General features: G+C 69.1%; 22 protein-coding genes. 7 read left to right on the forward strand and 15 right to left on the reverse strand.

Annotation, left to right across the window (positions count from 1 at the left end; translation table 11 throughout):
* Positions 1-131 precede the first annotated feature (131 nt).
* Positions 132-1,244: a hypothetical protein gene (locus tag ACQEV1_RS03295; protein WP_433390978.1), complete on the forward strand. Its 1,113-nt coding sequence runs from the start codon at positions 132-134 to the stop codon at positions 1,242-1,244.
* A gap of 75 nt (positions 1,245-1,319) precedes the next feature.
* Positions 1,320-1,568: a zf-TFIIB domain-containing protein gene (locus tag ACQEV1_RS03300; RefSeq protein ID WP_285574509.1), complete on the forward strand. Its 249-nt coding sequence runs from the start codon at positions 1,320-1,322 to the stop codon at positions 1,566-1,568.
* Here the strand turns inward: ACQEV1_RS03300 and cydC are convergent.
* The 4 genes from cydC to ACQEV1_RS03320 are packed head-to-tail and all read right to left on the reverse strand — an operon-like array spanning position 1,544 to position 6,809.
* Positions 1,544-3,262 carry a thiol reductant ABC exporter subunit CydC gene (gene cydC, locus ACQEV1_RS03305; RefSeq protein WP_433390982.1) on the reverse strand — a complete coding sequence of 573 codons (1,719 nt, stop codon included), beginning with the start codon at positions 3,260-3,262 and terminating at the stop codon, positions 1,544-1,546. The two genes, ACQEV1_RS03300 and cydC, sit on opposite strands and share 25 nt — an antisense overlap.
* Positions 3,259-4,770 carry a thiol reductant ABC exporter subunit CydD gene (gene cydD / locus ACQEV1_RS03310; protein WP_433390985.1) on the reverse strand — a complete coding sequence of 504 codons (1,512 nt, stop codon included), beginning with the start codon at positions 4,768-4,770 and terminating at the stop codon, positions 3,259-3,261. Before cydD ends, cydC begins: the two co-directional genes overlap by 4 nt.
* Positions 4,767-5,615 carry a cytochrome d ubiquinol oxidase subunit II gene (locus ACQEV1_RS03315; protein ID WP_433390988.1) on the reverse strand — a complete coding sequence of 283 codons (849 nt, stop codon included), beginning with the start codon at positions 5,613-5,615 and terminating at the stop codon, positions 4,767-4,769. Before ACQEV1_RS03315 ends, cydD begins: the two co-directional genes overlap by 4 nt.
* Positions 5,616-5,627: 12 nt before the next feature.
* The gene (locus ACQEV1_RS03320) at positions 5,628-6,809 is read right to left on the reverse strand and encodes a cytochrome ubiquinol oxidase subunit I (RefSeq protein ID WP_433390990.1); all 1,182 of its coding nucleotides are present in this window, start codon (positions 6,807-6,809) and stop codon (positions 5,628-5,630) included.
* A gap of 275 nt (positions 6,810-7,084) precedes the next feature.
* On the opposite strand from ACQEV1_RS03320, the gene ACQEV1_RS03325 reads away from it, so the two are divergent.
* The gene (locus ACQEV1_RS03325; protein WP_433390993.1) at positions 7,085-7,525 is read left to right on the forward strand and encodes a hypothetical protein; all 441 of its coding nucleotides are present in this window, start codon (positions 7,085-7,087) and stop codon (positions 7,523-7,525) included.
* A 253-nt stretch (positions 7,526-7,778) separates the two neighbouring features.
* Here the strand turns inward: ACQEV1_RS03325 and ACQEV1_RS03330 are convergent, their stop codons facing one another.
* The 5 genes from ACQEV1_RS03330 to ACQEV1_RS03350 all read right to left on the reverse strand — a co-directional run bounded on the left by ACQEV1_RS03330 (position 7,779) and on the right by ACQEV1_RS03350 (position 12,163).
* Complete coding sequence (locus ACQEV1_RS03330) at positions 7,779-9,101, reverse strand: FtsX-like permease family protein (protein WP_433390995.1); 1,323 nt, start codon at positions 9,099-9,101, stop codon at positions 7,779-7,781.
* The gene (locus ACQEV1_RS03335) at positions 9,101-9,769 is read right to left on the reverse strand and encodes an ABC transporter ATP-binding protein (protein ID WP_433390998.1); all 669 of its coding nucleotides are present in this window, start codon (positions 9,767-9,769) and stop codon (positions 9,101-9,103) included. The genes ACQEV1_RS03330 and ACQEV1_RS03335 overlap by 1 nt, the downstream gene beginning before the upstream one ends.
* Complete coding sequence (locus tag ACQEV1_RS03340) at positions 9,766-10,296, reverse strand: PadR family transcriptional regulator (RefSeq protein WP_285635054.1); 531 nt, start codon at positions 10,294-10,296, stop codon at positions 9,766-9,768. The genes ACQEV1_RS03335 and ACQEV1_RS03340 overlap by 4 nt, the downstream gene beginning before the upstream one ends.
* Positions 10,297-10,358: 62 nt before the next feature.
* Complete coding sequence (locus ACQEV1_RS03345) at positions 10,359-11,042, reverse strand: response regulator (protein WP_433391002.1); 684 nt, start codon at positions 11,040-11,042, stop codon at positions 10,359-10,361.
* 2 nt (positions 11,043-11,044) lie between these two features.
* Entirely contained in the window at positions 11,045-12,163 is a 1,119-nt protein-coding gene (locus ACQEV1_RS03350; RefSeq protein ID WP_285635056.1) for a sensor histidine kinase, read from the reverse strand.
* Positions 12,164-12,306: 143 nt separating this feature from the next.
* Between ACQEV1_RS03350 and qcrB the strand changes: the two genes are divergently transcribed.
* The gene (gene qcrB / locus ACQEV1_RS03355) at positions 12,307-13,917 is read left to right on the forward strand and encodes a cytochrome bc1 complex cytochrome b subunit (RefSeq protein ID WP_285635059.1); all 1,611 of its coding nucleotides are present in this window, start codon (positions 12,307-12,309) and stop codon (positions 13,915-13,917) included.
* 11 nt (positions 13,918-13,928) lie between these two features.
* Here the strand turns inward: qcrB and ACQEV1_RS03360 are convergent, their stop codons facing one another.
* The 3 genes from ACQEV1_RS03360 to ACQEV1_RS03370 are packed head-to-tail and all read right to left on the reverse strand — an operon-like array spanning position 13,929 to position 18,249.
* On the reverse strand, positions 13,929-16,061 hold the full coding sequence (locus tag ACQEV1_RS03360) for a protein kinase domain-containing protein (protein WP_433391006.1): 2,133 nt from the start codon (positions 16,059-16,061) through the stop codon (positions 13,929-13,931).
* A 48-nt stretch (positions 16,062-16,109) separates the two neighbouring features.
* Positions 16,110-17,426, reverse strand: a complete 1,317-nt coding sequence (locus tag ACQEV1_RS03365) for a dihydrolipoyl dehydrogenase family protein (RefSeq protein WP_433391010.1) — start codon at positions 17,424-17,426, stop codon at positions 16,110-16,112.
* 19 nt (positions 17,427-17,445) lie between these two features.
* Entirely contained in the window at positions 17,446-18,249 is an 804-nt protein-coding gene (locus tag ACQEV1_RS03370; protein ID WP_285635065.1) for a trypsin-like serine peptidase, read from the reverse strand.
* Positions 18,250-18,421: 172 nt separating this feature from the next.
* Between ACQEV1_RS03370 and ACQEV1_RS03375 the strand changes: the two genes are divergently transcribed.
* Positions 18,422-19,111 (forward strand): hypothetical protein, encoded by a 690-nt coding sequence (locus ACQEV1_RS03375; RefSeq protein ID WP_433391014.1) that lies wholly within the window; start codon positions 18,422-18,424, stop codon positions 19,109-19,111.
* Between the two features lie 142 nt (positions 19,112-19,253).
* On the opposite strand, the gene ACQEV1_RS03380 is transcribed toward ACQEV1_RS03375, so the two are convergent.
* Together ACQEV1_RS03380 and ACQEV1_RS03385 are read right to left on the reverse strand one after the other, a co-directional pair.
* The gene (locus ACQEV1_RS03380) at positions 19,254-19,511 is read right to left on the reverse strand and encodes a DUF6406 domain-containing protein (protein WP_432705670.1); all 258 of its coding nucleotides are present in this window, start codon (positions 19,509-19,511) and stop codon (positions 19,254-19,256) included.
* 2 nt (positions 19,512-19,513) lie between these two features.
* Complete coding sequence (locus tag ACQEV1_RS03385; RefSeq protein WP_433391017.1) at positions 19,514-20,944, reverse strand: C2 family cysteine protease; 1,431 nt, start codon at positions 20,942-20,944, stop codon at positions 19,514-19,516.
* Positions 20,945-21,086: 142 nt separating this feature from the next.
* On the opposite strand from ACQEV1_RS03385, the gene cyaB reads away from it, so the two are divergent.
* Together cyaB and ACQEV1_RS03395 are read left to right on the forward strand one after the other, a co-directional pair.
* Positions 21,087-21,644, forward strand: a complete 558-nt coding sequence (gene cyaB / locus ACQEV1_RS03390; RefSeq protein ID WP_433391019.1) for a class IV adenylate cyclase — start codon at positions 21,087-21,089, stop codon at positions 21,642-21,644.
* 274 nt (positions 21,645-21,918) lie between these two features.
* Entirely contained in the window at positions 21,919-23,424 is a 1,506-nt protein-coding gene (locus tag ACQEV1_RS03395) for a M1 family metallopeptidase (protein WP_433391022.1), read from the forward strand.
* Here ACQEV1_RS03395 and ACQEV1_RS03400 read toward each other — a convergent pair.
* Complete coding sequence (locus tag ACQEV1_RS03400; protein WP_433391025.1) at positions 23,411-26,512, reverse strand: DUF3427 domain-containing protein; 3,102 nt, start codon at positions 26,510-26,512, stop codon at positions 23,411-23,413. The genes ACQEV1_RS03395 and ACQEV1_RS03400 overlap by 14 nt on opposite strands.
* Positions 26,513-26,562: the final 50 nt, after the last annotated feature.

The raw sequence follows: 26,562 nt of genomic DNA on the forward strand, positions 1-26,562 counted from the left end.
TGGGAGAGTCCCGCGGGTTACAATGCGTGGTGACTCGGCTATAAGACGTAGCGACTCGCCTTGCGGGCGTCCACCCGCCCGTCCCCCTCGAAGGCCACCCGGCTATCCCACACCTTGGGGGACGTCCCGCCATGAAGGTGACATCCGGCACGCTGCTCGCCACGGCGGTGCTCGCCACGACGGGCGGGACTTTCGGCCCTGCCCGGTTCGCCGCGGTCGCGGCGCCCGCCGTCCACCTGGTGACCTCGATCCAGACCCTCTCCCGCGCGCCGGAGGGGACCCGTTACGCCGTTTCGGTGCGCCCGGTCGGCGGCACGGCCCGGGCGGCGACGCTCGTGCTCAGCACCTTCGCTCCGGCCGCCTGGGCGGCCGCGGCACCGGGCTGCCTGTCCAGCGCCGACCGTACCGCCATGGCCTGCGACCTGGGCGACCTGAGCCCGCAGCGGGGCCGCACGCTGCACGTCACCGCCCGGCCGGGGCCGGGCGGTCCCGCGCAGGTGCCGGTCGTCGCGCAGGCCGGCGCGGCGAACGCTCCCTCGGTCATCGCGTCGCTCGGCGTCGCGCACCCCGCCGCCTTCCGGATGGTGCGTCGGGTCCGCGCACCCGATCCGTCGTCCTCGCCCGGCACGGACGCGTCACCCGAGCCGTGGACGTCCCCGGCACCGGCGGCGTCCCCGGCACTGGCGCCGTCGCCCGAGCCGTCGCCGTCCTTCTCCACGGCACCCGTCTCACCCGAGGCCGCACCGTGGTCGGCCGTGGCCGTCCCGCCCCGTCGCGCGCGCCCGCCGCGCCCCGCGGCCAAGCCGCCTCACCGGCCCACCGCCTCGGCCACGCCCTCCCCGGCGCCGCCGCAGGCCGGCCCGGCGCCGATGGCGGGCGCGCCGGCCATCCCGCAGGTGTCGGTGAGCCCGGAGGCCTCCGCGTCATCCGCGGCCAACCCGCCGCTCGGCGGCCCTCCGCTGCCGCTGCCCACCATCTCGGCGACGCCGTCGACGCCGCGCATCGCGCCGGGCAACCCGCACGAGGGCGTCTCCCAGCTGGACACGCTCTCCCCGGCCGGAGCGATGCAGGCCGGACGCACCTCCTGGGCGACCCTGATCGCGATCGCGGTCGTCACCGAGGCCGGGCTGCTCTGGCTCGTCGCCGGGCTGACGGTGATGCGCCGGCGTCGCGCCCTCGGCGCCTCCTCCCGGCGGTCCGGACGGCGGGCACTCAGGCCCCTTGTCTCCCGCATTCGTCCCTGAGATGGCGATTCCCTGTGGGAGCACTCGTCACTACGCTTGCGGAATCGCACGATTCGTATTCAGGGGAGCCGAACGATGGCTGACACGGGGTTGTACTGTCCGAAGTGCGCGGGAAAGTGGGACACGCACGACCGCAACGGAGTGGTGATCGAGGAGTGTGCGGGCTGCCAGGGGGTCTTCCTCGACCGTGGTGAGCTCGAGCGCCTCATCGACGCCGAGAGTGAGTACCTCGCCAAGATCGACCCGGCGGGGGAGGCGGAGACGTCCTACCACGGCCGGCACCGCCGCGGCATCATTCATCAGGTCTTCACGCCCACCGAGTGATCCGTGTGGAGGCGTTCGGCCTCCCACAGGTCACGGTAGGGTCCGCGCACAGCGGCCAGCGCGTCGTGGGGACCGCGCTGAAGGATCCTGCCTCGGTCGAGGACCACGATCTCATCGGCCGCCTTCAGGGGAGCGAGGCGGTGAGTGACGAGGACGACCGTGCGCTCGTCACCGAGCACGTCGGTGACGAGCCGGTCGGCCGTCGACAGGTCCAGTCCCTCCGCCGGCTCGTCCAGCAGCAGCACCGGCGGGTCGGCGAGCAGGGCGCGGGCGAGCAGCAGCCGCTGGCGCTGGCCGCCCGACAGCCCGTCGTTCGCCACCGGCGTGTCCCAGCCGTCCGGCAGTGAACCGATCCAGCCGAGCAGTCCGGCGCGGCGCGCGGCGGCCTCCAGGTCGGCGGCGGACGCGTCGGGCCGCGCGAGCGCGAGGTTGGCCCGGATCGAGGCGGTGAACACGTGCGCGTCCTGCGTCAGGCCGCGCACGGCCGCGCGGACGTCCGCCGCGTCGTAGGCGTCCAGCGGCGCGCCCCCGAGCAGCACCGCTCCGCGCGCCCGCGTCTCTCCGGCCAGCACCCCGAGCAGCGTGCTCTTGCCCGCGCCGCTCGCCCCCACGATCGCCACCTTGCGGCCGAAGGGCACGCGCAGGTCGACGCCGTCGAGCGCGACCGCCCTCCCGTACGCGGCGCGCACCCCGGCCAGTTCGATGCCGGGCCGCGCGGGAACCCGCACGCGCCGCGCGACGGCCGGTTCGGGCGGAGCGGAGGCGAGCAGGGCGGTGACGCGGCGGGCGGCGGGACGCAGTTCGACGAACCGCCGCGCGGCGTCGGCCACCGGCACGACGGCCTCCACCGCCACGAGTGCCGTCAGCGTGAGCACTGTGACCGGCACGGCGTCCGCGCCGTGTCGCCGGGCCACCCACAGCACGGCGAGCGCGGTCAGGCCCTGGACGGCGGTGCCCAGGGCGTTCATCGTCGCCTCGACCGCCGCGGACCGGCGTTCGGCGCGTTCCAGCCGCGCGGCGGCCTCTTCGGCGCGGGCGACGAACCGCTCCGTCGCCCCGAACGCCGCCAGGTCGGTCGCGCCGCGCGCCACGTCCAGGCCGCGTACGGCCAGGTCGGAGCGGGCGGCGGCGACTCTTCGCGCGCCCGCGCGGGACGCGAGCGCGGCCACGGCCGGCAGCGCCGCCCCGGCGAGGACGATCCCGGCGGCGAGCACCGCGCCGGCGGCCGGCAGCAGCACGACGCTGAGGACGACCGCGGCGAGCCCCACCGCCCAGGAGACCATCGCGGGCAGCAGACAGCGCAGCAGCAGGTCCTGCACCGACTCCACGTCGGCGACCATCCGCTGGACGAGGTCCGCGTCCCGCCCGCCCGCGCCCACCGCGCCCAGGGACGGGTCCGCCGAGCGACGCAGCGCGTCGTACGTGCGCACCCGCAGGTCGGCGAGGACGCGGAGGGCGGCGTCGTGGCCGGTGAGCCGCTCGACGTACCGCAGACCGCCGCGGAACAGGGCGAACGCCCGTACGCCCACGATGGCGAGGGCCAGCGCGGACAGCGGCGGCTGCTGCCCGGCCCGCGCGATGAGCCAGGCCGCGCAGGCGGTCAGCCCGACCGCGGACAGCTCACCGCCCACGCCCGCGGCCACCGCCCAGGCCAGCGCGGCCATGTGTCTTCTTCCGATCACGCGGGCGATCATGCGGCCACCTTGGGCAGGGTCAGGTGGACGACCCGGTCGGCGACCGACAGCAGCGCCGGGCGGTGCGCCACGAGCAGCGCGGTGCGCCCGTCGAGGAGCCGCCGCGCGGCCTCGGCGACGAGCGCCTCGCCGCGCAGGTCGAGCCGGGCCGTCGGCTCGTCCATCACGACGACCGGCGCGTCCATCAGATGGGCGCGGGCGATCGCGAGGCGCTGCCGCTGCCCGGCGGACAGCCCGAGGCCGCGTTCACCCAGCACGGTGCGGTACCCGTCCGGAAGCTCCGCGACGAACTCGTGCGCGCACGCGGCCTCGGTGGCCCGGCGGACCTCGGCGTCGCTCGCCTCCGGGCGGCCGAGCCGGATGTTGTCGGCGACCGTCCCGGCGAACAGGTGCGGCGCCTGCGGCACGTACGCGACCTGCCGCCGCCACGCGGCCAGGTCCAGTTCGGCGAGGTCGACCCCGTCCACGAGGATCCGGCCGGACTCCGGCCGGGCGAAGCCGAGCACGGCCCGCAGCAGCGTGCTCTTGCCCGCGCCGCTCGGCCCGGTGAGCGCCACCCGCTCGCCCGGCTCCACGGTCAACGAGAACCCCTCCAGCGCCGGCGCGCGGTCATCCGCGTAGCGCACGACGATGTCCTCCACCGCGATCCGCCCCGGCCGGACCCGTACGGCACCGGTCGCCGGACCGTCCCCGGCGAGCACCGCCTCGGCCTGATCGAGCACCGCGCGGCCCTCGGCGGCCGCGTGGAAGCGCGTGCCGAGCGACCGCAGCGGCAGGTAGGCCTCGGGCGCGAGCAGCAGCACGAGCAGCGCCGTCCGCAGGTCCAGCGAGCCGTCGAGTAGCCGCAGCCCGGCCGGCACCGCGACGAGCGCCACCGACAGCGTGGCGGCGATCTCCAGCACGAACGAGGACAGGAACGCGATCCGCAGCGTCCGCAGGGTCGCCCTCCGGTGCCCGTCGGCCATCGCGCGCACCACCCTGGCCTGCGCCCGGTCCCGGCCGTACGCGCGCAGGGTGCCCAGCCCGGTCACGACGTCGAGGAAGTGCCCGCCGAGCCGGTGCAGCGACGCCCACTGGCGTTCGGTCGCCCGCCGCGTGTGTAGGCCGACGAGCGCCCCGAACACCGGGATCAGCGGCAGCGTCACCGCGACGATCAGCGCCGACGGCGGGTCCGCGACCGCGAGCCGTACGAGCACGGCGAGGGGCACCACCGCCGCGGCGTACCGCTGCGGCAGGTAGCCGGCGTAGTACGGGTCCAGGGCGTCCAGGCCGCGGCCGAGCAGCGTGACGTCGGCGCCGCGTTCGAGGAGCCGCCCGCGCAGCGCCCGCTTGCGCCGCGCGGCGGTCCATCCGCCCACCGTCCCCTGGCCCAGCGTGAGCACGGCGCGTCCGGCGACGACGGCCGCGAGCGGCAGCAGCAGGGCGCTCCCGGCCAGCACCCGGGACAGCAGGTCGGCCTGGGCCACCACGAGGAGGCCCTGCGCGAGCGCGAGCAGCACGTACGTCACAGGTACGAGGGTCCGTCGACCCGGCCGCGGAACGTCCACCACACCCATGCCTGCGCGGCGACCAGCAGCGGCAGCATCACGAACGCCACGGTCACGGTCAGCCCGGCGTCCTCGGCGGCGGTGGCGTCCGGGAGGTTCACCGCCGCGAGCAGCGGCACGACGAGGATGGCGAGCCCGGAGGACGCCAGCGCCGCGCCGTACCGCCGGGCGCCCAGCGCGGCCCACGCGAGCACCAGCAGCAGGGCGAGCCCGGCGGCGTACGGTGCGGTTCGCCCGAGGTGGCCGGCCCCGGCGCCGAGCGCGCACGGCACCCCGGTCACCAGCGCGACGGGCGCGAGCCGGCGGGCGAGCGGCGTGTGCGTGCCGAGCCGCAGTGCCGCGAAGACCGCCCCGTGCAGCGCGAACACCCCGCACGACGTCACCGCGAACAGCGGCGCGCCGCCGCCCATCAGCAGCCCGACCGCGACGCCCCACGATGCCGCGACCGCCCAGCTGCCCGCCACGGTCGCCCCGTCCCAGAACGTGCGCCAGGCCGCGCCGTCGCCCCGGCCGCGCAGCCACAGGCCCATGTCGCGGACGATCCAGGCGGCGATCAGCACGACGAGCGCGCCCCAGATCCGGCCGAACACCTCGGCCTCCAGGCCCGGGAACAGCGCGGTCAGCAGGCCGCCCGTGGCGACCAGCCACACCTCGTTGCCGAGGAAGAACGGCGCGATCGCCGCGAGCGTCAGCCGCCGGTCGCGGCCGAGGAAGGGCAACAGCATGCCGACGCCGATGTCGGCGCCGCCCAGGACGAAGTAGCCGACGCCGAAGAAGCCGAGCAGCGCGTACGCGAGGGTGTCCACGGAAGAAGCTCCTCAGAAGGAGGGAACGGGCTCGAGGCTCTCGGCGGGCGCCGGGCGGCCGAGCGCGGCCGCGTCCGGTCCCCGCCGGGCGAACCGCCGCAGCAGGACGATGTTCACGACCGCCAGGACGGCGAACAGCGCGCTGACGCCGACCGTCGTGGCGAGCATCGCGCCGTGCCCCATCGGCCGTACGGCGTCCTCGGTGCGCAGCACCCCCTGGATCAGCCAGGGCTGCCGGCCGCCCTCGCGGTAGATCCAGCCGAACATCATGGCGGCGTACGGCACCGGCAGGGTGATCATCACCGTGCGCAGGAAGGCCCGCCCGCGCAGCAGCCAGCCGGTGAACGGCAGCTTGACCAGCGCGGCGACCGCGACACCGAACATCCACAGCCAGGCCGCCATCATCACCTCGCTCGCGATCCCGCTGAGCACGGACTTGCCGTCGCCGTCCGGGATGATCGAGAACTGCAGGCCGCCGAACACGGCCGACGGCACCACGGCGACGACGGCCGAAACGAGGCCGATCCGCAGCGAGCGCCGGAAGAACTCCAGGTCCACCGGCTCGCCGATACGGGCGCGCCGCAGGTGCCAGGCGCTGACCCCGGCCATGAAGAACCCGGCGACCAGGAACGCCCCGGCGGTGACGTGCGCGAGCGGCAGCAGCGCGGCGGAGTTGGTGAGCAGGTCGGCCGCGCTGTGGACGCGCAGCTCGTCGCCCACGCGGAGGAAGCCGACGGGACGCCGCATGAAGCCGTTCGCGACCAGGACGAAGTAGGCCGAGACGTACGCGGTCAGCGTCACGACCCAGATCACCGCGAGGTGCGCGTAGCGGTTCAGCCGGTCCCAGCCGAAGATCCACAGCCCGAGGAACGTGGCCTCGACGAAGAACGCGACGAGCGTCTCCAACGCGAGCGGCGCCCCGAACACGTCCTGCGCGTGATCGGTCAGACCGGGCCAGTTCAGCCCGAACTGGAACTCCATGAGCAGCCCGGTCACGATCCCGACCGCGTAGTTGATCACGTACAGCTGGCCCCAGTAGCGCACCATCCGCAGCCTCACCGGGTCGCCGGTGACGACCGCCCGCGTCTGCGTGATCGCGACGAGCGCGGCGAGCCCCAGCGTCAGCGAGACGAACAGGAAGTGGGTGCCCGCCGTGATCGCGAACAGCAGCCGGGCGAGCGACAGTGTGCTCAACGGAAGCCCTCCAGGTCGAGTGCGGCCAGGCGACACCGGCCGGTCTCACTCAACCGGAGGAACCCCCGCGAACGCGTCCGGCTGCGCGCTACATGCCACGTACATCCGGAGATGCAGGGGAGGTGGCGGCGTACATCGCGGAATGTACGAGCCTCTCAGCCCGCCCGGCCGGACCGTCCGACACGTGATATTCGGCGCCGACGACGCGTTTGACAGGGAGTCTCAAGGTGCTATTCACTACGAGTATACATTCAGTGAATAGAAGGGATTTCGTCATGCAACGTCGATCTCTCGGAGTCCTGCTCGGCTCGGGCGCGGCCGTGCTGGCCGCCGCTGTCACGACGGGCGTCTGGACCCACGAGGCCTCGGCCGGCACCCCAGCGCTCAAGGCGAGCCGGACCGCGTCGCACTGGTTCAACCAGATCGAGCCGGCCAAGGGCCAGATCGTGTTCCTGCGCAACGGCTCCACGCCGTCCTCGGCCGGTCGATACCAGATCGCCGTCCGGGTGACCTCCAAGCACCACGGCCTGTCCTGCTTTGCCGAACAGCGCGACGGCGTCGACCTCGGCCGGTCTCGCACCATCGCCGCCGGAGACACCGCACCGGTCATCCTCGCCACGGCCGTGCCGGCCGGCACGCAGTACAACTTGATCTGCGATGGCACGGCACAAAGCCGGCAGGTGCTGAACGGCACGATCACCGAGACCTCCCGATGACCCTCGGGCGCCAAGGACCTCTGTTCCCGGCTTGACGTCATAACCGGCGGATTCAACCGGTCGTCGCGACATCGGTGGTCAGCTGGTTGTGGTGAGGAATTCAGCGATGCGCTCGGCCGGCGTTCGCCGGCCGAGCGTTTCGCGTTGTCTGGAGTCGAGTTCGGAGGCGACGGCGTCCAGGGAACCGGAGGTCTCGGTCACCCGGGGGCCGCACCGGCCGGGATCGACCCTGGGCCGCCGGCCGGTGCGCTGATCATTCCGTGCGGAGGCGGCCGGGGGAGACCGCGCGTTGGAGCCGGCGCTGTGACGCCTTGGTGGTGAGCGTCGCCGCCAGCACGCCGAGGGCGGCCATGAGGACCGCATTCGTCACCGGCCACCACGCCCAGGTCTCGTTGTGCAGTCCCCCGGTATCGGTCAGGCCGAGGAGGCCGATCAGCGCCGCGACAGAGCAGGGCAGGACCGCGGCGATGATCCCCTGCCGCAGGAGAACACGGCGCAAGTCGCCGTCGGCGACGCCGGTGGCTCGGAGTGTGGCCAGCACCGGGCCATGCTCCATGAGGTACTCGGCCTGGTGCACGAGAAGGGCGGCGGCCGTCACGGCCATCGCCACAAGCAGCGCCAGGTCGACGAGGGTGAAGCTGGTCAGCCAGAACGGATCGAGCGTGTGCCGGTCGTCCATGATCCCCGCTTCGATCCACCCGGTGCCGCTGCCGATGGCCACGGCCAGGCCGAGGACGGACATCGTGCGGCCCCACGGGCGGGCGTCGGTTTCCAGGGCGCGGGCCGCGAGCAGCGTTTCCGCCGATCGTGCTCGGCGCCCGGCGACCCGGGCGGACGCCCAGACCAGCAGGCTCGTGGAGAGCATCATCCCGACGGCGAACAATCCGGCGCCGAGCAGGAGGGAGTACGGGCGGTACGGGACCGGAAGACCGGCGAACCGGGCGACCATGGGAACGCAGCCCAGTACGGGAACCAGGAGCACACGCCGGCCGGGTCGCCGCCGGGTGGCACGGCGGGTCACGCCGAGCGGGCTGGTGACGACATGGCGCCCGGCGAGCAGGCCGGAGACGGCGGCGACGGCGATGACCAGCGCCATGGCGGCCAGGCCCAGGGCCGGAGGCACCCCGGCCGCCGTCGTCGGCAGGTGCAGCAGTAGCCCGCGGATCGACCATTCCAGTAGGACGTAGGCGATGGCGCCGCACACCGTGCCGAGCGCGGCGGAGCGGGTCGTCTCCAACGCACCGAGCAGCCTCACCTGTGCCGGTGTCGCCCCGGTAAGCCGAAGCGCGGCGAGCCGTCGCTCCCGGTCCGCCGAGGCCAGCCGCCCCGTCTGGTGGAGGAAGGCGGCGATCGGAAGGATCATCAGGCCGAACGCGAAGGCGGTGCCGGGACGCGTGCCCCGGTTGGCGATGGGGCCTAGCCGGTCGTCGAGTTGCCCGTGCAGGGCGAGCACGTTGGCCGCGCCGAACAGGAACCAGGTGGCGAGCGCCGCACCGACGGCGACGAGCCGGGCGCGGGCGCGCTCGGCACGTGACCCGCCGCGTCCGAGCATTCCCGCGACCCGCAGCAAGGTCATCACGCGACCACCCCGGCAGCGGCCCCGTCGCGTACCACGATCTCCCGGTCCGCATGTGCGGCGACCTGATTGTCGTGGGTGACGAGTACGACCGTGGAGCCGTTCACCCGGGCGGCTTCCAGCAGCAGGCCCAGCACCTTTTCGCCGGCGAGGGAGTCCAGCGCTCCTGTCGGCTCGTCGGCGAAGACCACCTTCGGGCCGGTGACCAGGGCGCGAGCCATCGCGACACGCTGGAGCTGGCCCCCGGACAGTTCCCCGGGCCGCGCGTCCGCGACGTCGAGCGCGTCCATCTGCTCCAGCCAGTCGCGGGCCACTGTCGCGGATTTCTCGCGACCGTCACCGTTGAACAGCAGCGGCAGCGCGACGTTCTCCACCGCGGTCAGTTCAGGGACGAGCCGGCCGAACTGGAACACGATGCCGAACGCATCACGGCGGAGCCGTGTGCGCGCCGCCTCGTCGAGCGTGTCGATCCGTCGCCCGTCGTAGTGGACCTCGCCGGCCTCGGGGCACATGATCCCGCTGAGGCAGTGCAGCAGCGTCGACTTGCCCGAGCCGCTCGGCCCGGTGATCGCGACGACCTCGCCGGATTCGATCGCGACGGACACGCCGCGCAGGGCGTGCGTACGGCCGAACGTCTTCTCGATACGGCGGGCTTCCAGCAGGGTCATGGGCGGATCTCCTTGGTGAGTTCGCCGATGCGCTGCCGGGCCGTCTCCAGCCAGCGCAGGTCGGCGTCGAGGTGATGCAGGGCGTAGTCGGTGGCGAGCAGTTCGCCGGCCGAGATCCCGGCGGTGTTCTTGCGGGCGGTCAGCTCGCGCATCCGCTCCAGGTGGGCGGCACGCTGCCGCAGCAGGTATCCATCCGCCGTTCCCCCGACGATCAGCGCCAGGACGACCCGCGTGGACAGCGCGCTGGAGACGTAGGGCGCGGGCGGTTCGATCTCGGCCAGCCAACGGCGCACCTCGTCCGTGCCGACGCTGGTGATCTCGTAGACGACGCGTTCGGGCCCGCCCTCCTTCGCGGTGCCGCTCACGGCGACCTTTCCGTCACGCTCAAGGCGCTGCAAGGTGGCGTACACCTGTCCGTACGCGATCGGCTTCACCCCGGGAAACCGATCATCGTGCTCGCGTTTGAGCTCGTAACCATGCTTGGGCCGCTCGGTGAGCAGGCCGAGTAGGACATGCCCGATAGACATACGAGCAACTATACATTCAATGAATAGTCGCCCAAGGGTTCATGAGGTGAGGCCGGGGGTGCTCAGCCGAGCCAGCCGGGCCGTACCATCCCCGACTCGTAGGCGAGCACGACGAGCTGGGCGCGGTCGCGGGCGCCGAGCTTGGTCAGCACGCGGCTGACATGGGTCTTGGCCGTCGCCGGGCTGACCACGAGCCGGGTGGCGATCTCGTCGTTGGACAGGCCGCCGGCGACCAGCGTCATGACCTCGCGCTCGCGTTCGGTGAGCTGCTCCAGGTCGCGTGCGGGCGGCGGGAGCTTGATGCGGGTGGCGAACTCGGCGATCAGGCGCCGGGTCACCGACGGGGCGAGCAGCGCGTCGCCGCGCGCCGTCACGCGCACCCCGTGGATCAGCTCGATCGGGTCGGTGTCCTTGACCAGGAAGCCGCTGGCCCCCACCTTGAGCGCGGTGTAGACGTAGTCGTCGAGGTCGAAGGTGGTCAGGATCACGACCCGCACGTCGGACAGCCGCGGGTCCGCGACGATCCGCCTGGTCGCCTCCAGCCCGTCCAGCACCGGCATCCGGACGTCCATGAGGACGACGTCGGGCCGCGTCTGCGCGGCGATGCGCACCGCCTCAGCGCCGTCACCCGCCTCGGCGACCACGGTGATGTCGTCCTCGCCGTCGAGGATCGAGCGGAAACCGGCCCGTACGAGCTTCTGGTCGTCGGCCAGCATGACCCGGATCGGGGGGCCCACGTCGGTCATGATCACACCGTCTCGGTCAGGGGCAGCGAGGCGCGTACGAGAAAGCCGCCGCCGGGGCGCGGACCCGCGGCCAGCGTGCCGCCCAGCGTAGCCGCCCGCTCCCGCATTCCCCGGATTCCGTTGCCCTCGGCCGCACCGGTGCCCGCGCCGTCGTCGCACACCTCGACCACCACCTGGTCGGGTCCGTAGCGCACGAGGACCGTCGCGGTCGCCTCGCCGGCGTGCCGTACGGCGTTGGTGAGCGCCTCCTGCACGATGCGGTAGGCCGCCAGGTCGACCGGGGTGGGCAGGTCTCGTTGCTCGCCGGACACGACGAGGCGTACCGGCAGCCCGGCGTCCTTGGTCTGGGAGATCAGGTCGTCGATCCGGTCGAGCGAGGGCGCGGGGCTGAGCGGCTGCGCCTCGTCGACCTGCCGCAGAACGCCCAGCGTCCGCCGCAGCTCCCGAAGCGTCTGCTTGCTGGCGTCCTTGATCGCGTCCAGCGCGGCGTACGCCTGCTCGGGGTCGCGGCGGTGCAGCGCGGCGCCGGCCTGCACGTTGATCAGCGAGATCTGGTGGGCGAGCACGTCGTGCACCTCGCGCGCGATGCGCAGCCGCTCCTCGGTGGCGCGCCGCCGGAACTCCTCCTCGCGGGTGCGCTCCGCCTCGTCCTTGCGCCGCCGGGCCTCGATGACGTACGCGCGGTGGTAGCGGAACACCTCGCCCGCGCACAGCACCACGAGCACCCAGGCCAGAACGCTCACGAACCGCCCGACGTGGGGCGGGCCGACGGCGAACTCCGCCGAGCCGAACACCGCCAGCCCGGCGGCCGTGCCGAGGTAGCCGGCGAGCCGGTGCCCCTCCGCCACCGCGAGGAACGACGCGACCGCGAACGTGAGCATCTCCGGCCCGTCGGGGAACGGCCCGACGTAGTAGAACCCCGTCGACAGGCCCGCGAGGGTGACGGCGAACAGGGGGAACCGTCGCCGTACGGTCAGCGCGGCGACCCCCACGACGACCATCGCGTACGCCTTGAGGTCACCGATGTGGAAGCCGTCGGTGTAGAACACGGTGCCGGCCAGCACCACCGCTCCGACGACCGCGGCGAGCACCAGATCACCACGCCGTACGAACCTGTCCACGCCGAAAAGGTACGCGACCGGCAGGACGGCCTGGCGGCGGATGGGCGGGTAGATGCGGATTCGCGCAGGTCACAGGGGTATTAATGGATGAGGGCGCCCGATAACCGAAGACGGTCGCGCGGCCGTCGGATCTGGAGATCGGTATGGCTGCTAGACCGCTGAGCGAGGTCGCCCGGGGGATCGACGAACGCCTCGGGCTCGCCGGCTTCCTGAAGAAGGCGCTGAGGAAGGTCTTCCCCGATCACTGGACGTTCCTGCTGGGCGAGGTCGCGATGTACTCGTTCGTGATCATCGTGCTGACCGGGATCTTCCTGACGCTCTTCTTCAAACCCAGCATGACCGACGTGGTCTACAAGGGCTCGTACGTGCCGCTGCGCGGCGTCCGGATGAGCGAGGCGTACGAGTCGACGCTGCGGATCAGCTTCGACGTGCGCGGCGGCCTCCTCGTACGGCAGCTCCACCACTGGGGCACGATCGTGTTCCTGAGCGCGATCATCGCGCACATGCTGCGGAACTTCTTCACCGGCGCCTTCCGCAAGCCCCGCGAGCTGAACTGGGTGATCGGCGTCATCCTGTTCCTGCTGGTCATGCTCAACGGCCTGTTCGGCTACTCGCTCCCGGACGACCTGCTGTCCGGCACCGGCATCCGCATCCTCGAGGGCGTGCTGCTGGCGATCCCGATCGTCGGGTCGTACCTGACGATGTTCCTGTTCGGCGGGACGTTCCCGGGCGACGCGATCATCCCGCGGCTGTTCACCATCCACGTGCTGCTGATCCCGCTGATCCTGCTGGCCCTGATCCCGTTGCACGCCGTCGTGCTGACCTGGCGGCAGACCCACACCCAGTTCCCCGGCAAGGGCCGCACCGACCGCGTCGTCGTGGGCAAGGTGTTCTGGCCGTCCTTCGTCATCAAGACGCTGGCGTTCCAGATGTGGGTGTTCTTCGGGATCGCGCTGCTCTCGGTGGCCTTCCAGGTCAACCCGATCTGGCTGTTCGGCCCGTACAACCCGGGTCACATCAGCGCCGGCTCGCAGCCCGACTGGTACATGGGCTGGCTGGAGGGCTCGCTGCGGCTCATGCCGTCGTGGGAGATCAACGCCTTCGGCCACACGATCCCGATGAACGTCCTGATCCCGGCACTGGCGATCCCGGGCCTGCTCTTCACGTTCCTCGCCGTGTACCCGTTCCTCGAACGCTGGGCGATCGGCGACTACCAGATCCACCACCTGCTCGACCGGCCACGCGACGTGCCCGCCCGTACGGGCATCGGCATGGCGGGTGTGACGTTCTACGGCCTGCTGTGGGCGGCCGGCGCCAACGACATCATCGCCAAGACGTTCAACATCCCGCTGTTCGGCACGACGTGGTTCTTCCGGATCGCGATCATCATCGGCCCGATCCTCGCGTTCATGATCTCCCGCCGGATCGCCCTGGGCCTCCAGCGGCGCGAACGCGAGACACTCGAACACGGCGTGGAGACCGGCAGGATCATCCGCCGCCCCTCCGGCGAGTACGAGGAGGCCGACCGCCCCCTCGACGCCGACGAGGAAGCGGTCCTCCGCGGCCGCCGCCTGCCCCACCGGCTGCCCGAACCGCGACCGGACAGCGCCGGCGTCGAACCGAAGGAGGCCCGCCGCCCGACGGCCCGCCTCCGCCGCCGCCTGAACCGCCTGTACACGGAGGACCTCGTACCGCTACCGAACGGCGAACACCGGGAACGCCCGGCCATCGAACCGAAGAAACCGGCTCACTGACGGCGTCACGTTCATCGGAACGTCCACAGCCGGACCGTCTTGTCGTCGCTGCAACTGGCCAGCGTGTAGTCGGGGCTGAACGCCACACCCTCGACGTAACCGGTATGCCCGGTGAGGGTGGCGATGGCGCGTCGGCCGGCCATCTCCCACACCCGTACTGTCCGGTCCGTGCCGCCGGTGGCGAGGAAACCACCATTGCGGCTGAACGCCACGGCCGACAGCGCGCCGGTGTGCCCGGTGAGAGTGGCCACGACACGTCGGCGTCCGACGTCCCACAGACGCGCGGTTCTGTCGCCGTCGCCGGTTGCGAGGATCTTGCTGTCGGGGCTGAACGCCACGGCGTTGACACTGGCTCCGTAGTCGCTGAGGGCGGCGACGCGACGCCGCTTGGCCGGGTTCCACAGCCAGACCCGGTTGGAGCCGTTGGTGGCGAGAGTCTTGCCATCCGGGCTGAACGCCGCGGAGCCGACGACGGCGGTGTGCCCGGTGAGCGTGGCGATGTGGTGCCGCTCGACCGGGTCCCACAGGCGGATGGTGCCGTCGCCACCTCCGCTGGCCAGCATCTTGCCGTTGGGACTGAAGGCGACACAGCCGACCGGAGAGCTGTGCCCTTCGAGCGTGGCGGTGAGACGGCCCGTGGAGGTGTTCCACAACTCGACCCTGTGGGACTCCGTGCCGGCGGCCAGGATTCGGCCGTCCGGGCTGAAGGCCACCGACGTGACGGCGACGTTGAGGGCCAGCGTCGCGACGCCGCTCTGGGTGGCGACGTTCCATATTCGTATCCCGTCGCGGCCACCGCTGACCAGGAACCTCCCGTCGGGGCCGAAGTCCACTCCACGGACCTCGGCGCTGTGGCCTCTGAGAACGGCGGCGAGCTCGAGGTGGGAGGCCGTCCCGTGCCTGTCGTGGAGCCGGTAGTAGAGGCCGGTCGGCACGGTCACCCCGGCGAGGCCGCCGACCGCGGTCAGCAGGACCTTGCGCCGGGTCATCGGGCGTCGCTCGGACGTGACGGCGATTTCGCGCGGTGCCATCACCCCCGGTCCGGGAGTGGTGTCCCGTGGTGCCATGACCCCTTGCTCCGGGGCGGCATCGCGCGGTGCCATCACCCCCGGCGTGAGGATGGCATCGTCTGGTGGCATCGAGGTCGGTTCGGGGGTGTGATGGCCGGGTGCCGTCAGAGTCGGCTCGCCGGTCTGATCGTCCGATACCTGCACGGTCGGCTCGTGGGTGACCTCGTCCGGCGGCGCTACGGCCGGCTCGGAGGACGCGTCGGACCGTACGGCTGCGAAGGGGGCGTCGTCCTTCGGCGGCCCGAGGACGACCGGCCTCTGTGCCGTCGGCGGACCGGCCAGGGCGGGCAGCACGTCATTCGCGGTCGGGCGCTGCTCGGGGTCTTTCGCGAGTGCCGCCGCGATGAGATCGCGTAGGGGCGTGGGGACGCCGGACAGATCGGGCTGGCCGGTGAGGATGCGGTGCATGACCGCGGGCACGCTGTCACCGCCGAACGCGGGTCTGCCGACGGCCGCGTACACGAGGGTGAGGGCCCACGAGAACATGTCCGAGGCGGGACCGATGCCGCCGCCGGCGATCTGCTCGGGAGACATGTAGGCGGGCGTGCCGATCAGTCCGGTGGACTGGGTGGTGACGTGGTCGAGGGCGCGGGCGATGCCGAAGTCGATGACGCGCGGCCCGTCCGGCCCCATGAGCACGTTGCTGGGCTTGACGTCGCGATGGACGATCCCGGCCCGATGAATCGCCGCCAGGGCGGCGGCCGTATTGACCGCCAGCCGCTCCAGCGCCCCGACTTCCCGGGGCCCGTCACGAGCGATCAGCTCTTTGAGCGATTCGCCGGGAACGTACTCACTGACGATGTACGGCTGGGTGCCGCTGACGGCCACTTCCAGCACGCGGGCGGTACAGAACCGCGCGACCCGGCGTGTGGCGTCGACCTCTCGTACGAACCGTCGTAAGGCACGGTCGTCCCCGGCGAACCTGGCGTGCAGCACCTTGACCGCCACACGGTCGCCGTCGGCGTTCTCCGCGAGGTAGACGGCCCCCTGCCCGCCCTCGCCGAGAAACCCGGTCAGATCGTACGACCCGATCGTCTCCGGATCTCCCGGGCGTAACAACAACGGATCCGGCATCCCAACCTCCCGGCACATCGTGCCACCGATCAGCGCGGGCGTCAGGGGTCAGAGGAGTGCGGCGTCGATGGCCCGGTGGAAGGTCGGGAAGGCGTAGATCATCTGCCGGAGGCGTTCGACCGGGACCTCGCCGTGAACCGCGACCGCCAGGGCGCCGAGGATCTCGCCGCCCATCGGGCCCGCCGAGGTCGCGCCGACGAGCCGGCCCTCGCTCTCGATCAGCTTGAGGAAGCCCTCGGCCCGGTGCAGCCAGCCGCGCGAGTTGTTCGCCAGGTCGGTGGTGTGCACGCGGACGTCGGCGTACCGCTCGCGCGCCTGACGCTCGGTGAGCCCGACGGCGCCGATCTCCGGGTCGGTGAACGTGACGCGCGGCAGCGCCTGGTAGTCGGCCCCCGGCCCGTCCTCGCCGAGGATGTCGCGGGTGGCGACCCGGCCCTGGTAGACCGCGACGTGCGTGAACGCGCCCTTGCCGGTCACGTCGCCGACCGCCCACACGCCGTCGGCCGCCCGCATCCGGTCGTCGACCTCGACGAACCGCGCGCTCTCGTCGAGCCCGACCGTCCCGAGCCCGAGCCCGGCCAGGTTCGTACGACGGCCGACGGCGACGAGGAAGCGTTCGGCGTGCAGGTCGTCGTTGATCACGAAGCCGTCGCCGTCGTGCCGTACGCGCTCGGCCTTGGCGTTGACGCGAACGTCGATGCCCTCGTTCTCGAAGGTCGCGCGGAGCAGCTCGCCCGACTCCGGCTCCTCCAGCGAGAGCAGCCGCGGCCCGGCCTCCAGGATCGTGACCCGGGTGCCGAACCGCGCGAACACCTGCGCCAGCTCACACCCGATCGCGCCGCCGCCCAGGACGGCGAGCGACTCGGGCAGCGTCTCCGCCTCGATCGCCTCGCGGTTCGTCCAGTACGGGGTGCCCTCCAGCCCGTCGATGGGCGGCACCGCCGGGGCCGTACCGGTCGCGATCACCACACCCCGCCGGGCACGGAAGACCTCGTCGCCGACCGTGACCTCCTTCGGCCCGGTGATCCGCCCGGCCCCGCGCACGAGCCGGCCGCCCTTGCCGGTGAAGCGCTCGGCGGCGGCGCCGTCGTCCCATGCGCTGGTGACCTCGCGCACCCGTCCCGCGACCGGCGCCCAGCTCGCCTCGATGTCCGCCGACCCGGCGAACCGCGGCACGCGACGCCCCTCGGCCAGTACGTCGCCCGCCCGCACCATGGCCTTGCTCGGAATGCAGCCCCAGTAGGGGCATTCGCCGCCGACCAGGTTGTTCTCGATCCCGACCACGCTCAGCCCGGCCGCCGCGAGACTCCCCGCGACCTCTTCCCCGCCCGGACCCATACCGATGACTACGACGTCGACGTCCATGATCCCTGTCTTCGTTCGGTTACGCCTGCCCGATGGCGCGCTCGTACAGTTTCCGTACATCGTCGTCGAAGTAGGCACTGTAGGAGACGGCGTCCTCGAGACCGCCGAGCTGGTACCCGCCGATCACCCCGACGACCTCGCCCCGTTTTGTCTTCGGATCGTAGTGGGTCAGCCAGGGACTGCCACTGGTGCCGGGCGCGTAGCCGTTGCAGGCGAACCGCATCTGGTACTTGAGCTCTCTGGTGGTGCGGTTGATGCAGGTGACAGGCTTGTCGGAGCTCTTGGGATAGCCGGTGACCCGGACGAGGTTGGTGAACCCCTGGTTGATCCCGAGCAGGTTGGCCCCGAGGACGTCGGCGATGTTCTTGCCGTTGAGCGGCTGAAGCACGGCGAACCCGACGTCGAGGTCGGGATCGGACCCCTTCGCCCACCGGTCGTCGACGAACTGCGCCTTGACCTTCCAGACGCCGTACGGGGCGTTCCCGTTGCGGTAGCCGGGGACGAAGACGAGGTCACTGACGTATCCGCCGCCTTCACCGGAGTGCACGCAGTGAGCGGCCGTGATGATGAGATTGCGGGAGGGACTGTCGACGGCGCTGGCCGTGCAGAAGTGGTCGCCCTTGGTGTCGTGGGAGAAGAGCGCCCCGACCTTCTTCCCGAAGCCGGCAGGCTCGGCGGTCGGCGTGCCGGTGGGCGGGTGAGCACGGAGAAACCGCTCCCGACTCCAACTGGTCGAACTGCTCACGGGCCGTGGCATGCCGGAGCCGGCACACCCGCCACACAGCGCCACGACGAGCGCCACCGCCACGAGAACCCTGCGCATCACCACCCCTCGACGGGTTCTTCCCGTGGGAAAGAACTCGGCAAACTCCGGATTGCCTGAGTGTTGACCTTGCTCGCCGCAGCGGTTGCCCGCTCGCTCCGGGCTACGGCTCGCGCTACGAGGGAGGGCGTCAATGCTTTGCGCTACGTGATGATGTGATTACATTAAGTTCATGGGCTCTCGTGCGCATTACGTTGTGAAAGCCGACGGTTCGTGGAAGCGTCGCTACACGCACTGGGGCGCACATTCCATGGAGCTGGATCTGCTCGCCGGCCCGAATGCGGCAACCCGGTTCGCTCAGGGGCAGCAGTCCTGCGACCGGTGGCTGGACGAGTTGGAGTGCGAGGCGGCCGCGCTGATCGACCATGACGAGCGTCGCCTGCTCTGGCACTCGCACTGCTACGAGGACGTCGCCTACCGCGCTGCGGTGCTGGCGGTCATGGCGCCCACGTGGCCGGGCTGGCGGATCGAATGGGCCTACGGCGGGCTCTACGACATCCTGGACGCGCTGGGCGAGCCACTGCATGGCCGTTTTCGTGATCGATCATCGTTTCAGGACGACCTCCGCGCCCCGGTGCGCCGTACGGCGGGCCCTTCTGAGCGCGATGACGAGTTGCGAGGACTGCGGAGACTGGTCGAGAAGTTCGACGCTCACCAGGAGGTGGATGAGGCGACACAATCGATCTCCCTGCTGCTCCATGTCGTCGGCGCGCTTACATCCACCGCCCATCAGGCGGGGCTGGAAACACAGGTCACATCGGACAACGCCTTCGCCCACCGACCGATGGATCTCACCGACGAAGAGAAAGTCGCCGTGCACGCCGCGTTCGAGGCGGTACGAAACAAGCACAGCGGGTCATAAGCCCGCCCTGCGCGGTCGACGTCCGCTGATCGTCGCCGACCGACAGCGCGCCGATGCTCGGAATATATTCTGCGGCTGCCTGTCGTATCAACCTGTGGGCGGTGGGAAGGTCTAGACCGCAGGATCGTTCCACTGAACGACGCTAGTCCACCCGCTCTAGAACGACAGTCCAATCATGCAGCCCAGGGTTATTAACGCTTGCCAGCTTCCACGTCTGATCCCGTACCGTGAAGGTATCACCCGGATGGAGTACGTACTCGCGCTCTCCATCGGCTGCGATATTGACGAGCACTTCGGGTGAACCACTAGCAGAGTCTTCCTCTGCATATATGGCGCTGAAGCTACCAATATTCGCATTGAATTGAATGCCATGCCGAAGAACGATTTGGCGGACTGTCATGATTACTCCAGGGTGCTGTAACGTGGCCTAATATTTGCCCGAAACTGAGCCGCCGTCAACGGGTAAGGCTGCTTCTTATTCCATGGGTTCCACAGGTGGATCCTACCTTCGTTGTCGACGTCTGTCACTTCATAAGCGTGGCCGTCAACGAGATTATTTGTGAGCTGTTTTTCCCCTGGTCGTCGATCGCGCGTCCCCACCAGTATGGGTTTGCCTTCAGCAAGGTGACTGCGGAATTCGTCCACTACCTGCCGGTCGGGGCTGCGCCCGAAGGAGTCATAGCCTGTAGGAAATTCCCACACTTTTGAAGGCTCTCCTGTTAGCTGAGTAAGGAGCTCTGCGCGCTCGCTGTGGTTGCTTCCTTGGTGAAGGCGTACGTAGCCACTAGGGGCTTCCTCTTTTGTGCCGCTCTGAACCTCCCAGCGCTGTTGCCATTTATCTCGCCGTTCTTCGCTCCAAGTTCGATCGCTGCCGGCGATCGATTTCTCGAGTATCGGCGCCCAAGCGGTGCCGCTGTTTCCGGGATCGGCGAAAGCCGGGCGATCTGGCTGGCTGTCGAAAACTGGTATCTCGGGAGTGATCTCTAGCGTGATCATCCGCCCAGTCGGCTCATATCTTAAATGTGACGCTGAAAACTTGGTCTCATGTAGGCGCACTTCATAGTTGCCATCGTCGGTTTCGCGAATGCAGTTTCGAATCGCTTCGGGGCGATGACTCGCTACAGCGCCCAACGTAGAAATGATGCCGCAGTCTTGAAGGGCGCCCTGTGTAACCTGCTCGCGAGTTGGATCTCCTTTGAAAAGCGGCGTACGGGTACCGTCGGCGCGATCGAGAGGCCTTCCGTACCGGTCTGGAACCGCTTCGGGATCCTCTTTTGGGTCCTGATAGTCCAAACGGTTAATGACGCCACGGATCTCCCGTGGAGCATCATCGCGCTCAGGTATGCTTGAAATTCTCTTTATCCTGTCTAGGAGGCCCGTCTCGACCTCAGGATTCGAGAGATCAGCCGCAAGAGCGACGTCTTCAGAAAGACCATCTCCAGAAATGGCCGTGAACTCACCGCCTTCGGCTGGCCGATCGTGATCGTCCTCGACGTCGGCAGCGTTAGCACCGTCACGACCGGTTACATCAACGGTCGCCTGGGTATCGATCGTGGCCTGTGTATCCGAGACACCATCCTGCTTCCTCGGAGCATCGGACTGCTCCGTGCCCGCGTCGTGTTGTTCGGATTTCCCGAGTGAGTAAGCGGTCTTGTCCATCACGGGCTGAGGAGCCAGGTCAGAGGGCGGTTTAATGTCTTTGTTGGCCTCCGCAGCGACGCGCTTGCTCTCAGCGCGCGATGGGTATCCTTCAACGCCTGGCCGATCGGGCGGCATCCGCCCTTCTTCGGCCTCGCTAGCCGAGTCAGCCTCACTTGGACGGTCAACACCCATCGTTGTTGTCGCTCCTGCCCATGAACCGTTCGTCCACCTTAGTAGCCAGCCCGGTGCCCATCTCGCCGGAACACCACGCCCCCCTGACGCCCCATCCCTAGGCTGACCACGGGGACGGGACCCACCATCAAGGAGAGTGGCAGTGAAGTACATCGAGGTCGAGCGGAAGTTCGCGCTTACCGAGCCGGACAAGATCAAGCAGGAGTTAGAGGAACGCGGCGGCGAGCACGGCCCGGCCGTCCGGCAGGTGGACACCTACTACAACGCCCCACACCGCGATTTCCTCGCCCCCGCCGTGGTGTCCGAGTGGCTGCGTCTCCGCGAGACCGACAACGGCGCATCGGTTAACTACAAGCGGTGGCATCCCGAGGATGCCGAGATCAAGACGCATTGCGACGAGTACGAGACGGCTGTCGAGGACATCGAAGCACTGCGCCGCACTCTGCTCGCGCTCGCCTTCACGAAGCTGGTCACAGTGAACAAGATTCGCGAGGAATGGACCATTCCAGGTGAGGTCGCCGTCGCGTTCGACACCGTGGCCAGCGCAGGGGATTTCGTCGAGTTCGAGTTCAAAGGCGAGGCCGGGAGCGCCGAGGAGGCAGTCGCACTTCTCCAGAAGTTCATCGACGGACTCGACGTGAGCCTCGGTGACCGGATCAACCGGGGCTACCCTCACATGCTCCTGGGCCGGGAGTGCTAAGCCGCATCACCGCCCTGCCACAACAACACGGTCCCGAGACCCCTCACGCGCCTGCGGCCGTTCTACGCCCACCTACGGCGTCGATCTGCTCGCCAGGCAGCCTGCCGAGGTTCCCCGGGAAGTCCGGTGGCCGCGATGGTCGGGCTTCTGGCCGCCCAGCCACTGATCGCCGTCATCGGAAGGCCGGGTTCCGATAATCCGGCATATCCGGATGAAAGGTAGAGGAGGATGCTCTCCTGATTGTTAAAAGCATGCAGACAACGGGAGCCTCGGTATGGCAGGAATCAACCCACGGGCGCGGAAGGTCGTCGCGACCGTGGTGACGGCTGGCATGCGCGCCTCGCTGGCCGTCGCGTGCACAGGGGCTTCACACTCGGGCTCTGACTCTGCGTCCGCCAAGCCGACCGACGCTACGCACGACTTCACGCCGGGAGCAGCGGGTTCCGGCGACCCGTACTTCCCGAAGATGGGCAACGGCGGCTACGACGCCAACCATTACGACCTTTCCCTCACCTACGACGTCGGCACGAAGGCCATCAACGCCACGGCGAAGATACGAGCCAGCGCCCTGCAGGACCTCTCACGGTTCGACCTGGACTTGCGCGACCCGCTGAAGGTCTCGAACGTGACGGTCGACGGGCGCCCCGCCACGTACGAGCAAACCGGCGGACAGGAACTCGTCATCACCCCCGGAAGCGGCCTCCCCAAGGGCCGGCAGTTCACGGTCGAGATCGCCTACGCCGGCGCCCCGAAGCCGATCAGGGACAAGGCGCTCGGCGTCTCCGGTTGGATCCCCAGGCACGACGGCGTGGTGACGTTGTCGCAGCCGACCGGGTCGGCGACCTGGTATCCGGTCAACGAGAGCCTGCGCGACAAGGCGACGTACGACTTCACCGTGACCGTGCCGAAGGGGCTCAAGGTCCTCGCCAACGGCCAACCGGCCGGCGAACAGACGCAGGGCGCCACCACGACCTTCCGCTGGACCAATCCCGAACCGACCGCCAGCGAACTGGTCATGATCGCCATAGGCCACTTCGAGGTCCGGGACACCCGTACGAAGAGCGGCCTCCGCAACATCACCGCCGTCGACCCGAAGGCGATCGCCACCACCGGTGGCCAGACGGTGGCCGATGCCGCCAACCAGCTCAACAGGGTCACCGGCGACGACATCGAATGGGAGCAGAAGCTGTACGGAGGCTTCCCGTTCTCCTCAGTCGGCGGCATCATCGTTCTCGCTCCGAACGTCGGCTACGCCCTGGAGTCCCAGACCCGCCCGGTGTACGCCACCGGCCGCGCGGGTGGCCTGCCGCCCGCGTTCATGCTCGCCCACGAGCTGGGCCACCAGTGGTTCGGCGACACCGTCACCCCCGCGCAGTGGTCGGACATCTGGCTGAACGAGGGCTTCGCGACCTATACCGAATGGCTGTACACCGAACAGCACGGCGGAAAGACCGTCCAGCAGATGTTCGACGCGGCCTACCGCTCCCCGGCCACGGTGTGGAAGGGCAAGGTCGCCAAGCCAGGCCGTGACCACATTTTCGACCCACTGACGTACCTCCGCGCCGGGATGACTCTGCACCAGGTCCGCCGCACCATCGGAGACACCGCGTTCTTCCAGCTGGTGAAGGACTGGCCCAAGACCGAGCGCAACGGCAATGCCACCACCGCGCAGTTCATCGCCTTCGCCCAGCACTACACGAAGAAGAACCTCCGCCCGCTCTTCCAGAAGTGGCTCTACACCGCCGGCAAACCTGGCCTGCACAACCTCAGCCGGCCGTGACCTTGGCGTACCGGAAGACGTCAGCGGGGAGATCATTGGCCAACTTCCAGTGAATATGCAGGGGGCGTTCGCCCTCGTGGTCCTGATAGTGCATCGGACCGGCGTAGGTGTATGCATCTCCCTTGTTCTCGCGAATGAACAAGTGAACGGTCGACTGCCGCGCGACGTGGTTGATGTATCGCTGGCCGGTCGCTGATGTCTCCGCGGTCGTGTGTTGTGAGTCCCATTGGAACTCGGTCGGGCTGACGGCTCGATCGCGGTACATGGTTTGCGGAGAGAAGTGCTGCTCTGTCTTGTTGATAGTGACGAAGAAGAGGTCCGCTTGCTCGTCCGGCATCCAGCGGACGCCAGCCATCCAAGACCGTGGCTTCTCCATGCCGTACGCGGCGAGGATTTCATCTTTGGCGTACGTGGCGTGGAGATGAAGGGGGATGTGCATCGCCTCAGTCAGTGCTGGTGTGATGCGGTGGAGCCTGGCCGAGAGGACCTCGGCGATCTCGAGGATCTCCTCTCGGCGCGCAGGGTTGCGCCAGAACCGAGCAATGTTGTGTTCGAGGGAACTCAGCGGCTGGCTGCTATCGATGGAGGCATGCAGCATCGCCAGGAGACGACGCTGACGCGCGTCGAAGCCGTTCACTTGAGGTGGCTTCTCACTAGAGAAGATGTCTTGTATAAAGGTGATTCGCTCGGGGTCGTCAATGTGCAACATACGCCCAATGCTCGACGCGAGGGCCTTGTCATCGACGGGATCGCTAGGGATGCGCTTTTCGACGCCAGCGTCTCGGCGGAGTCCGACCCATCCTCCCCGAGATCCTCGGTAGAGGTCCTCGAGCTCGATCTGTGTCTCGTCCAGGAATTCAATCAGGCGCTTTTCGGCGAGGCTACGAATCTCGGCAACGATCGCCCTCTTATTTTGGCCAATCGCCTGCTTGAGGTTCTCCAGTACGAGCTTGCTAACTTCGCGGTCGAGATCGATATGGCAACCTGCCGGGAGCGTGGGAAACCCATCGGTCACGTCGCGCTCGAGCTGGCGAGCGCTGTCTCCGGTCAGGGCGCGGTAGCGCAGGTCGAAGCGGAAGTTGGTGTTCTGGCGGCCGACGAAATCCAGCACGGTGAGACAGGGCTTATCTTCTGCGAAGCGCAGCCCCCGCCCGAGCTGCTGGAGGAAGACGGTCGCGCTCTCGGTCGGCCGTAGGAAAAGAACGGTGTCGATCTGGGGCACGTCGACGCCTTCGTTAAACAGGTCCACGGTGAAGACAGCGTTGATCTTGCGCTCACGTAGATCTCGCAGTGCCTGCTCACGGTCGCTGCGGTCGGTCGCCGAGGTAACCGCGACAGCAGGGATGCCCTTCCGATTGAACTGGTCGGCCATGAACTCGGCATGGGCGATGCTGACACAAAAACCGACGGCGCGCATGGCGCGCGGGCTGGCGAGCTTGTCGGTTAGGGCCTGGATCACCATCGCTACACGAGCGTGATGCCCGGTGTAGAGGTTGGTCAGCTCCGCGACGTCATAGCCGGTGCCCCGCCGCCACGTGATCGTCGACAGGTCGGTCGCATCATGGATGCCGAAGTAATGGAAGGGCACCAGGAGGTCTCGCTCCAAAGCCTCCCAAAGACGGAGTTCAACAGCCGGCTTGCCTCCATCGAACCAATGCATGATGTCGGCGCCGTCGGTACGTTCAGGGGTCGCTGTCAGTCCGAGCAGCGCCTTCGGCTGGAGGTGGCCGAGTAGCCGGGCGTAGGTGGCTGCTTCGGCGTGGTGAAACTCATCGACGATGACCATGTCGAACCGCTCTGGCTCGATCGGCAGACGTGCCAGCGACTGGATAGACGCGAAGACATGCCGCCATCCTTGTGGGCGCTGACCATCAACGAGCAGCTCACCGAAAGCGCCGTCCTGGAGCGTCTGGCGGAACGTCAGCAGGCTCTGCTCCAAGATCTCCTTCCGGTGGGCGACGAAGAGCAGTGAGTTGACGGCGCCCTGGGCGACGAGCCGTTTGTAGTCCAAGGCGGCAACCACGGTCTTGCCGGTACCGGTAGCCATCACCACGAGGTTCCGCCAGTGCTTGTGGAGCTCACGTGCTGCCTGGAGCTCATCCAAAATCTCGCGCTGGTAGGGATAGGGATTCACCGCGATGTTGGTGATCTGGAGAGGGAGATCGGCTGGGCCGCCGCTCTCCTTCGTCAGCGCCAGGTCGAGACGCTCCGCGTCGCGCTCAGGGTCGTACGCTTCGAAGGAAGGATCGGCCCAGTACTCCTCAAACGTGGCACGGAACGTCTCGAGCAGGTGCGGCTGCTCGACACGGGCAATCCGGACGTTCCATTCCTTGCCGTCGGTCATGGCGGTCTTCGACAAATTGGAGGATCCGACGTACGCCGTGTCGAGGCTAGAGCCGCGATGGAAGAGCCACGCTTTGGCGTGGAGTCGCGTTGTTCGCGTCTCGTAGCTGATCTTGACGTCAGCGCCAAGCTCGATGAGCCGGTCGAGCGCTTTGCGTTCGGTCGCGCCGATGTAGGTCGTCGTGATCACGCGGAGCTTGCCGCCACGCTCGGTGAAGCGACGTAGTGCATCCTCGATCAGTCGCAGGCCATGCCACTTGATGAAGGCGCAGAGCAGATCAACCTGATCGGCCGAGGCGAGCTCCTTGATCACCTCCGGGCCGACCTGAGGTTGGTCACGGCCGTTCACGAGAAGCGCGCTCGTCGAGAGAGGAACGTCAGGTCGCTCGGGGAAGGTGACGGTGCCATCCGGACGACGGCCGTCGGCGATCGCCAGCAAAACGGCATGTCCGTCAGCGATGTGGTCCTCTTCCGTCACTGACTCGGCTACGAGAACTCCGATGGCCTGGGCGATGCCGTTAGCTACCTTGACCTGCGCTGCCAGTGAGTCCTTGTTTTTGTCGGTCTCAGCAGCGATCTCCAACGCGCGCCGCGCCAACCCGGTGAGATGCCGAACCAACACTTGGGTGGCATCCCCCTGCTCCAGCCTTTCCTGCTGCAGAAGGTCGCTGCTGACCGTGTCAAGGCCGCGAAGGATCTCGGTCGTGATCAGGTGCTCGTAGACGCCTGGCAAGAGTTTGGCCACGTGAGCACCGTACTGGCATCCACTGACAGATCACGGGCACAGCAGGCTTA

Origin of the sequence: Actinoallomurus sp. CA-142502 (assembly GCF_050936355.1) — a bacterium.
Classification (GTDB): Bacteria; Actinomycetota; Actinomycetes; order Streptosporangiales; family Streptosporangiaceae; genus Actinoallomurus; species Actinoallomurus iriomotensis.

Coding starts and splice junctions, on each gene's coding strand:
- ACQEV1_RS03295 (WP_433390978.1), top strand. CDS start 132: ATGAAGGTGACATCCGGCACGCTGCTCGCCACGGCGGTGCTCGCCACG.
- ACQEV1_RS03340 (WP_285635054.1), bottom strand. CDS start 10,296: ATGTCTATCGGGCATGTCCTACTCGGCCTGCTCACCGAGCGGCCCAAG.
- ACQEV1_RS03395 (WP_433391022.1), top strand. CDS start 21,919: ATGGCAGGAATCAACCCACGGGCGCGGAAGGTCGTCGCGACCGTGGTG.
- ACQEV1_RS03345 (WP_433391002.1), bottom strand. CDS start 11,042: ATGACCGACGTGGGCCCCCCGATCCGGGTCATGCTGGCCGACGACCAG.
- ACQEV1_RS03330 (WP_433390995.1), bottom strand. CDS start 9,101: ATGACCTTGCTGCGGGTCGCGGGAATGCTCGGACGCGGCGGGTCACGT.
- ACQEV1_RS03385 (WP_433391017.1), bottom strand. CDS start 20,944: ATGGGTGTTGACCGTCCAAGTGAGGCTGACTCGGCTAGCGAGGCCGAA.
- ACQEV1_RS03300 (WP_285574509.1), top strand. CDS start 1,320: ATGGCTGACACGGGGTTGTACTGTCCGAAGTGCGCGGGAAAGTGGGAC.
- ACQEV1_RS03365 (WP_433391010.1), bottom strand. CDS start 17,426: ATGGACGTCGACGTCGTAGTCATCGGTATGGGTCCGGGCGGGGAAGAG.
- ACQEV1_RS03375 (WP_433391014.1), top strand. CDS start 18,422: ATGGGCTCTCGTGCGCATTACGTTGTGAAAGCCGACGGTTCGTGGAAG.
- qcrB (WP_285635059.1), top strand. CDS start 12,307: ATGGCTGCTAGACCGCTGAGCGAGGTCGCCCGGGGGATCGACGAACGC.
- ACQEV1_RS03370 (WP_285635065.1), bottom strand. CDS start 18,249: ATGCGCAGGGTTCTCGTGGCGGTGGCGCTCGTCGTGGCGCTGTGTGGC.
- ACQEV1_RS03325 (WP_433390993.1), top strand. CDS start 7,085: ATGCAACGTCGATCTCTCGGAGTCCTGCTCGGCTCGGGCGCGGCCGTG.
- ACQEV1_RS03360 (WP_433391006.1), bottom strand. CDS start 16,061: ATGCCGGATCCGTTGTTGTTACGCCCGGGAGATCCGGAGACGATCGGG.
- cydC (WP_433390982.1), bottom strand. CDS start 3,262: ATGATCGCCCGCGTGATCGGAAGAAGACACATGGCCGCGCTGGCCTGG.
- ACQEV1_RS03335 (WP_433390998.1), bottom strand. CDS start 9,769: ATGACCCTGCTGGAAGCCCGCCGTATCGAGAAGACGTTCGGCCGTACG.
- ACQEV1_RS03380 (WP_432705670.1), bottom strand. CDS start 19,511: ATGACAGTCCGCCAAATCGTTCTTCGGCATGGCATTCAATTCAATGCG.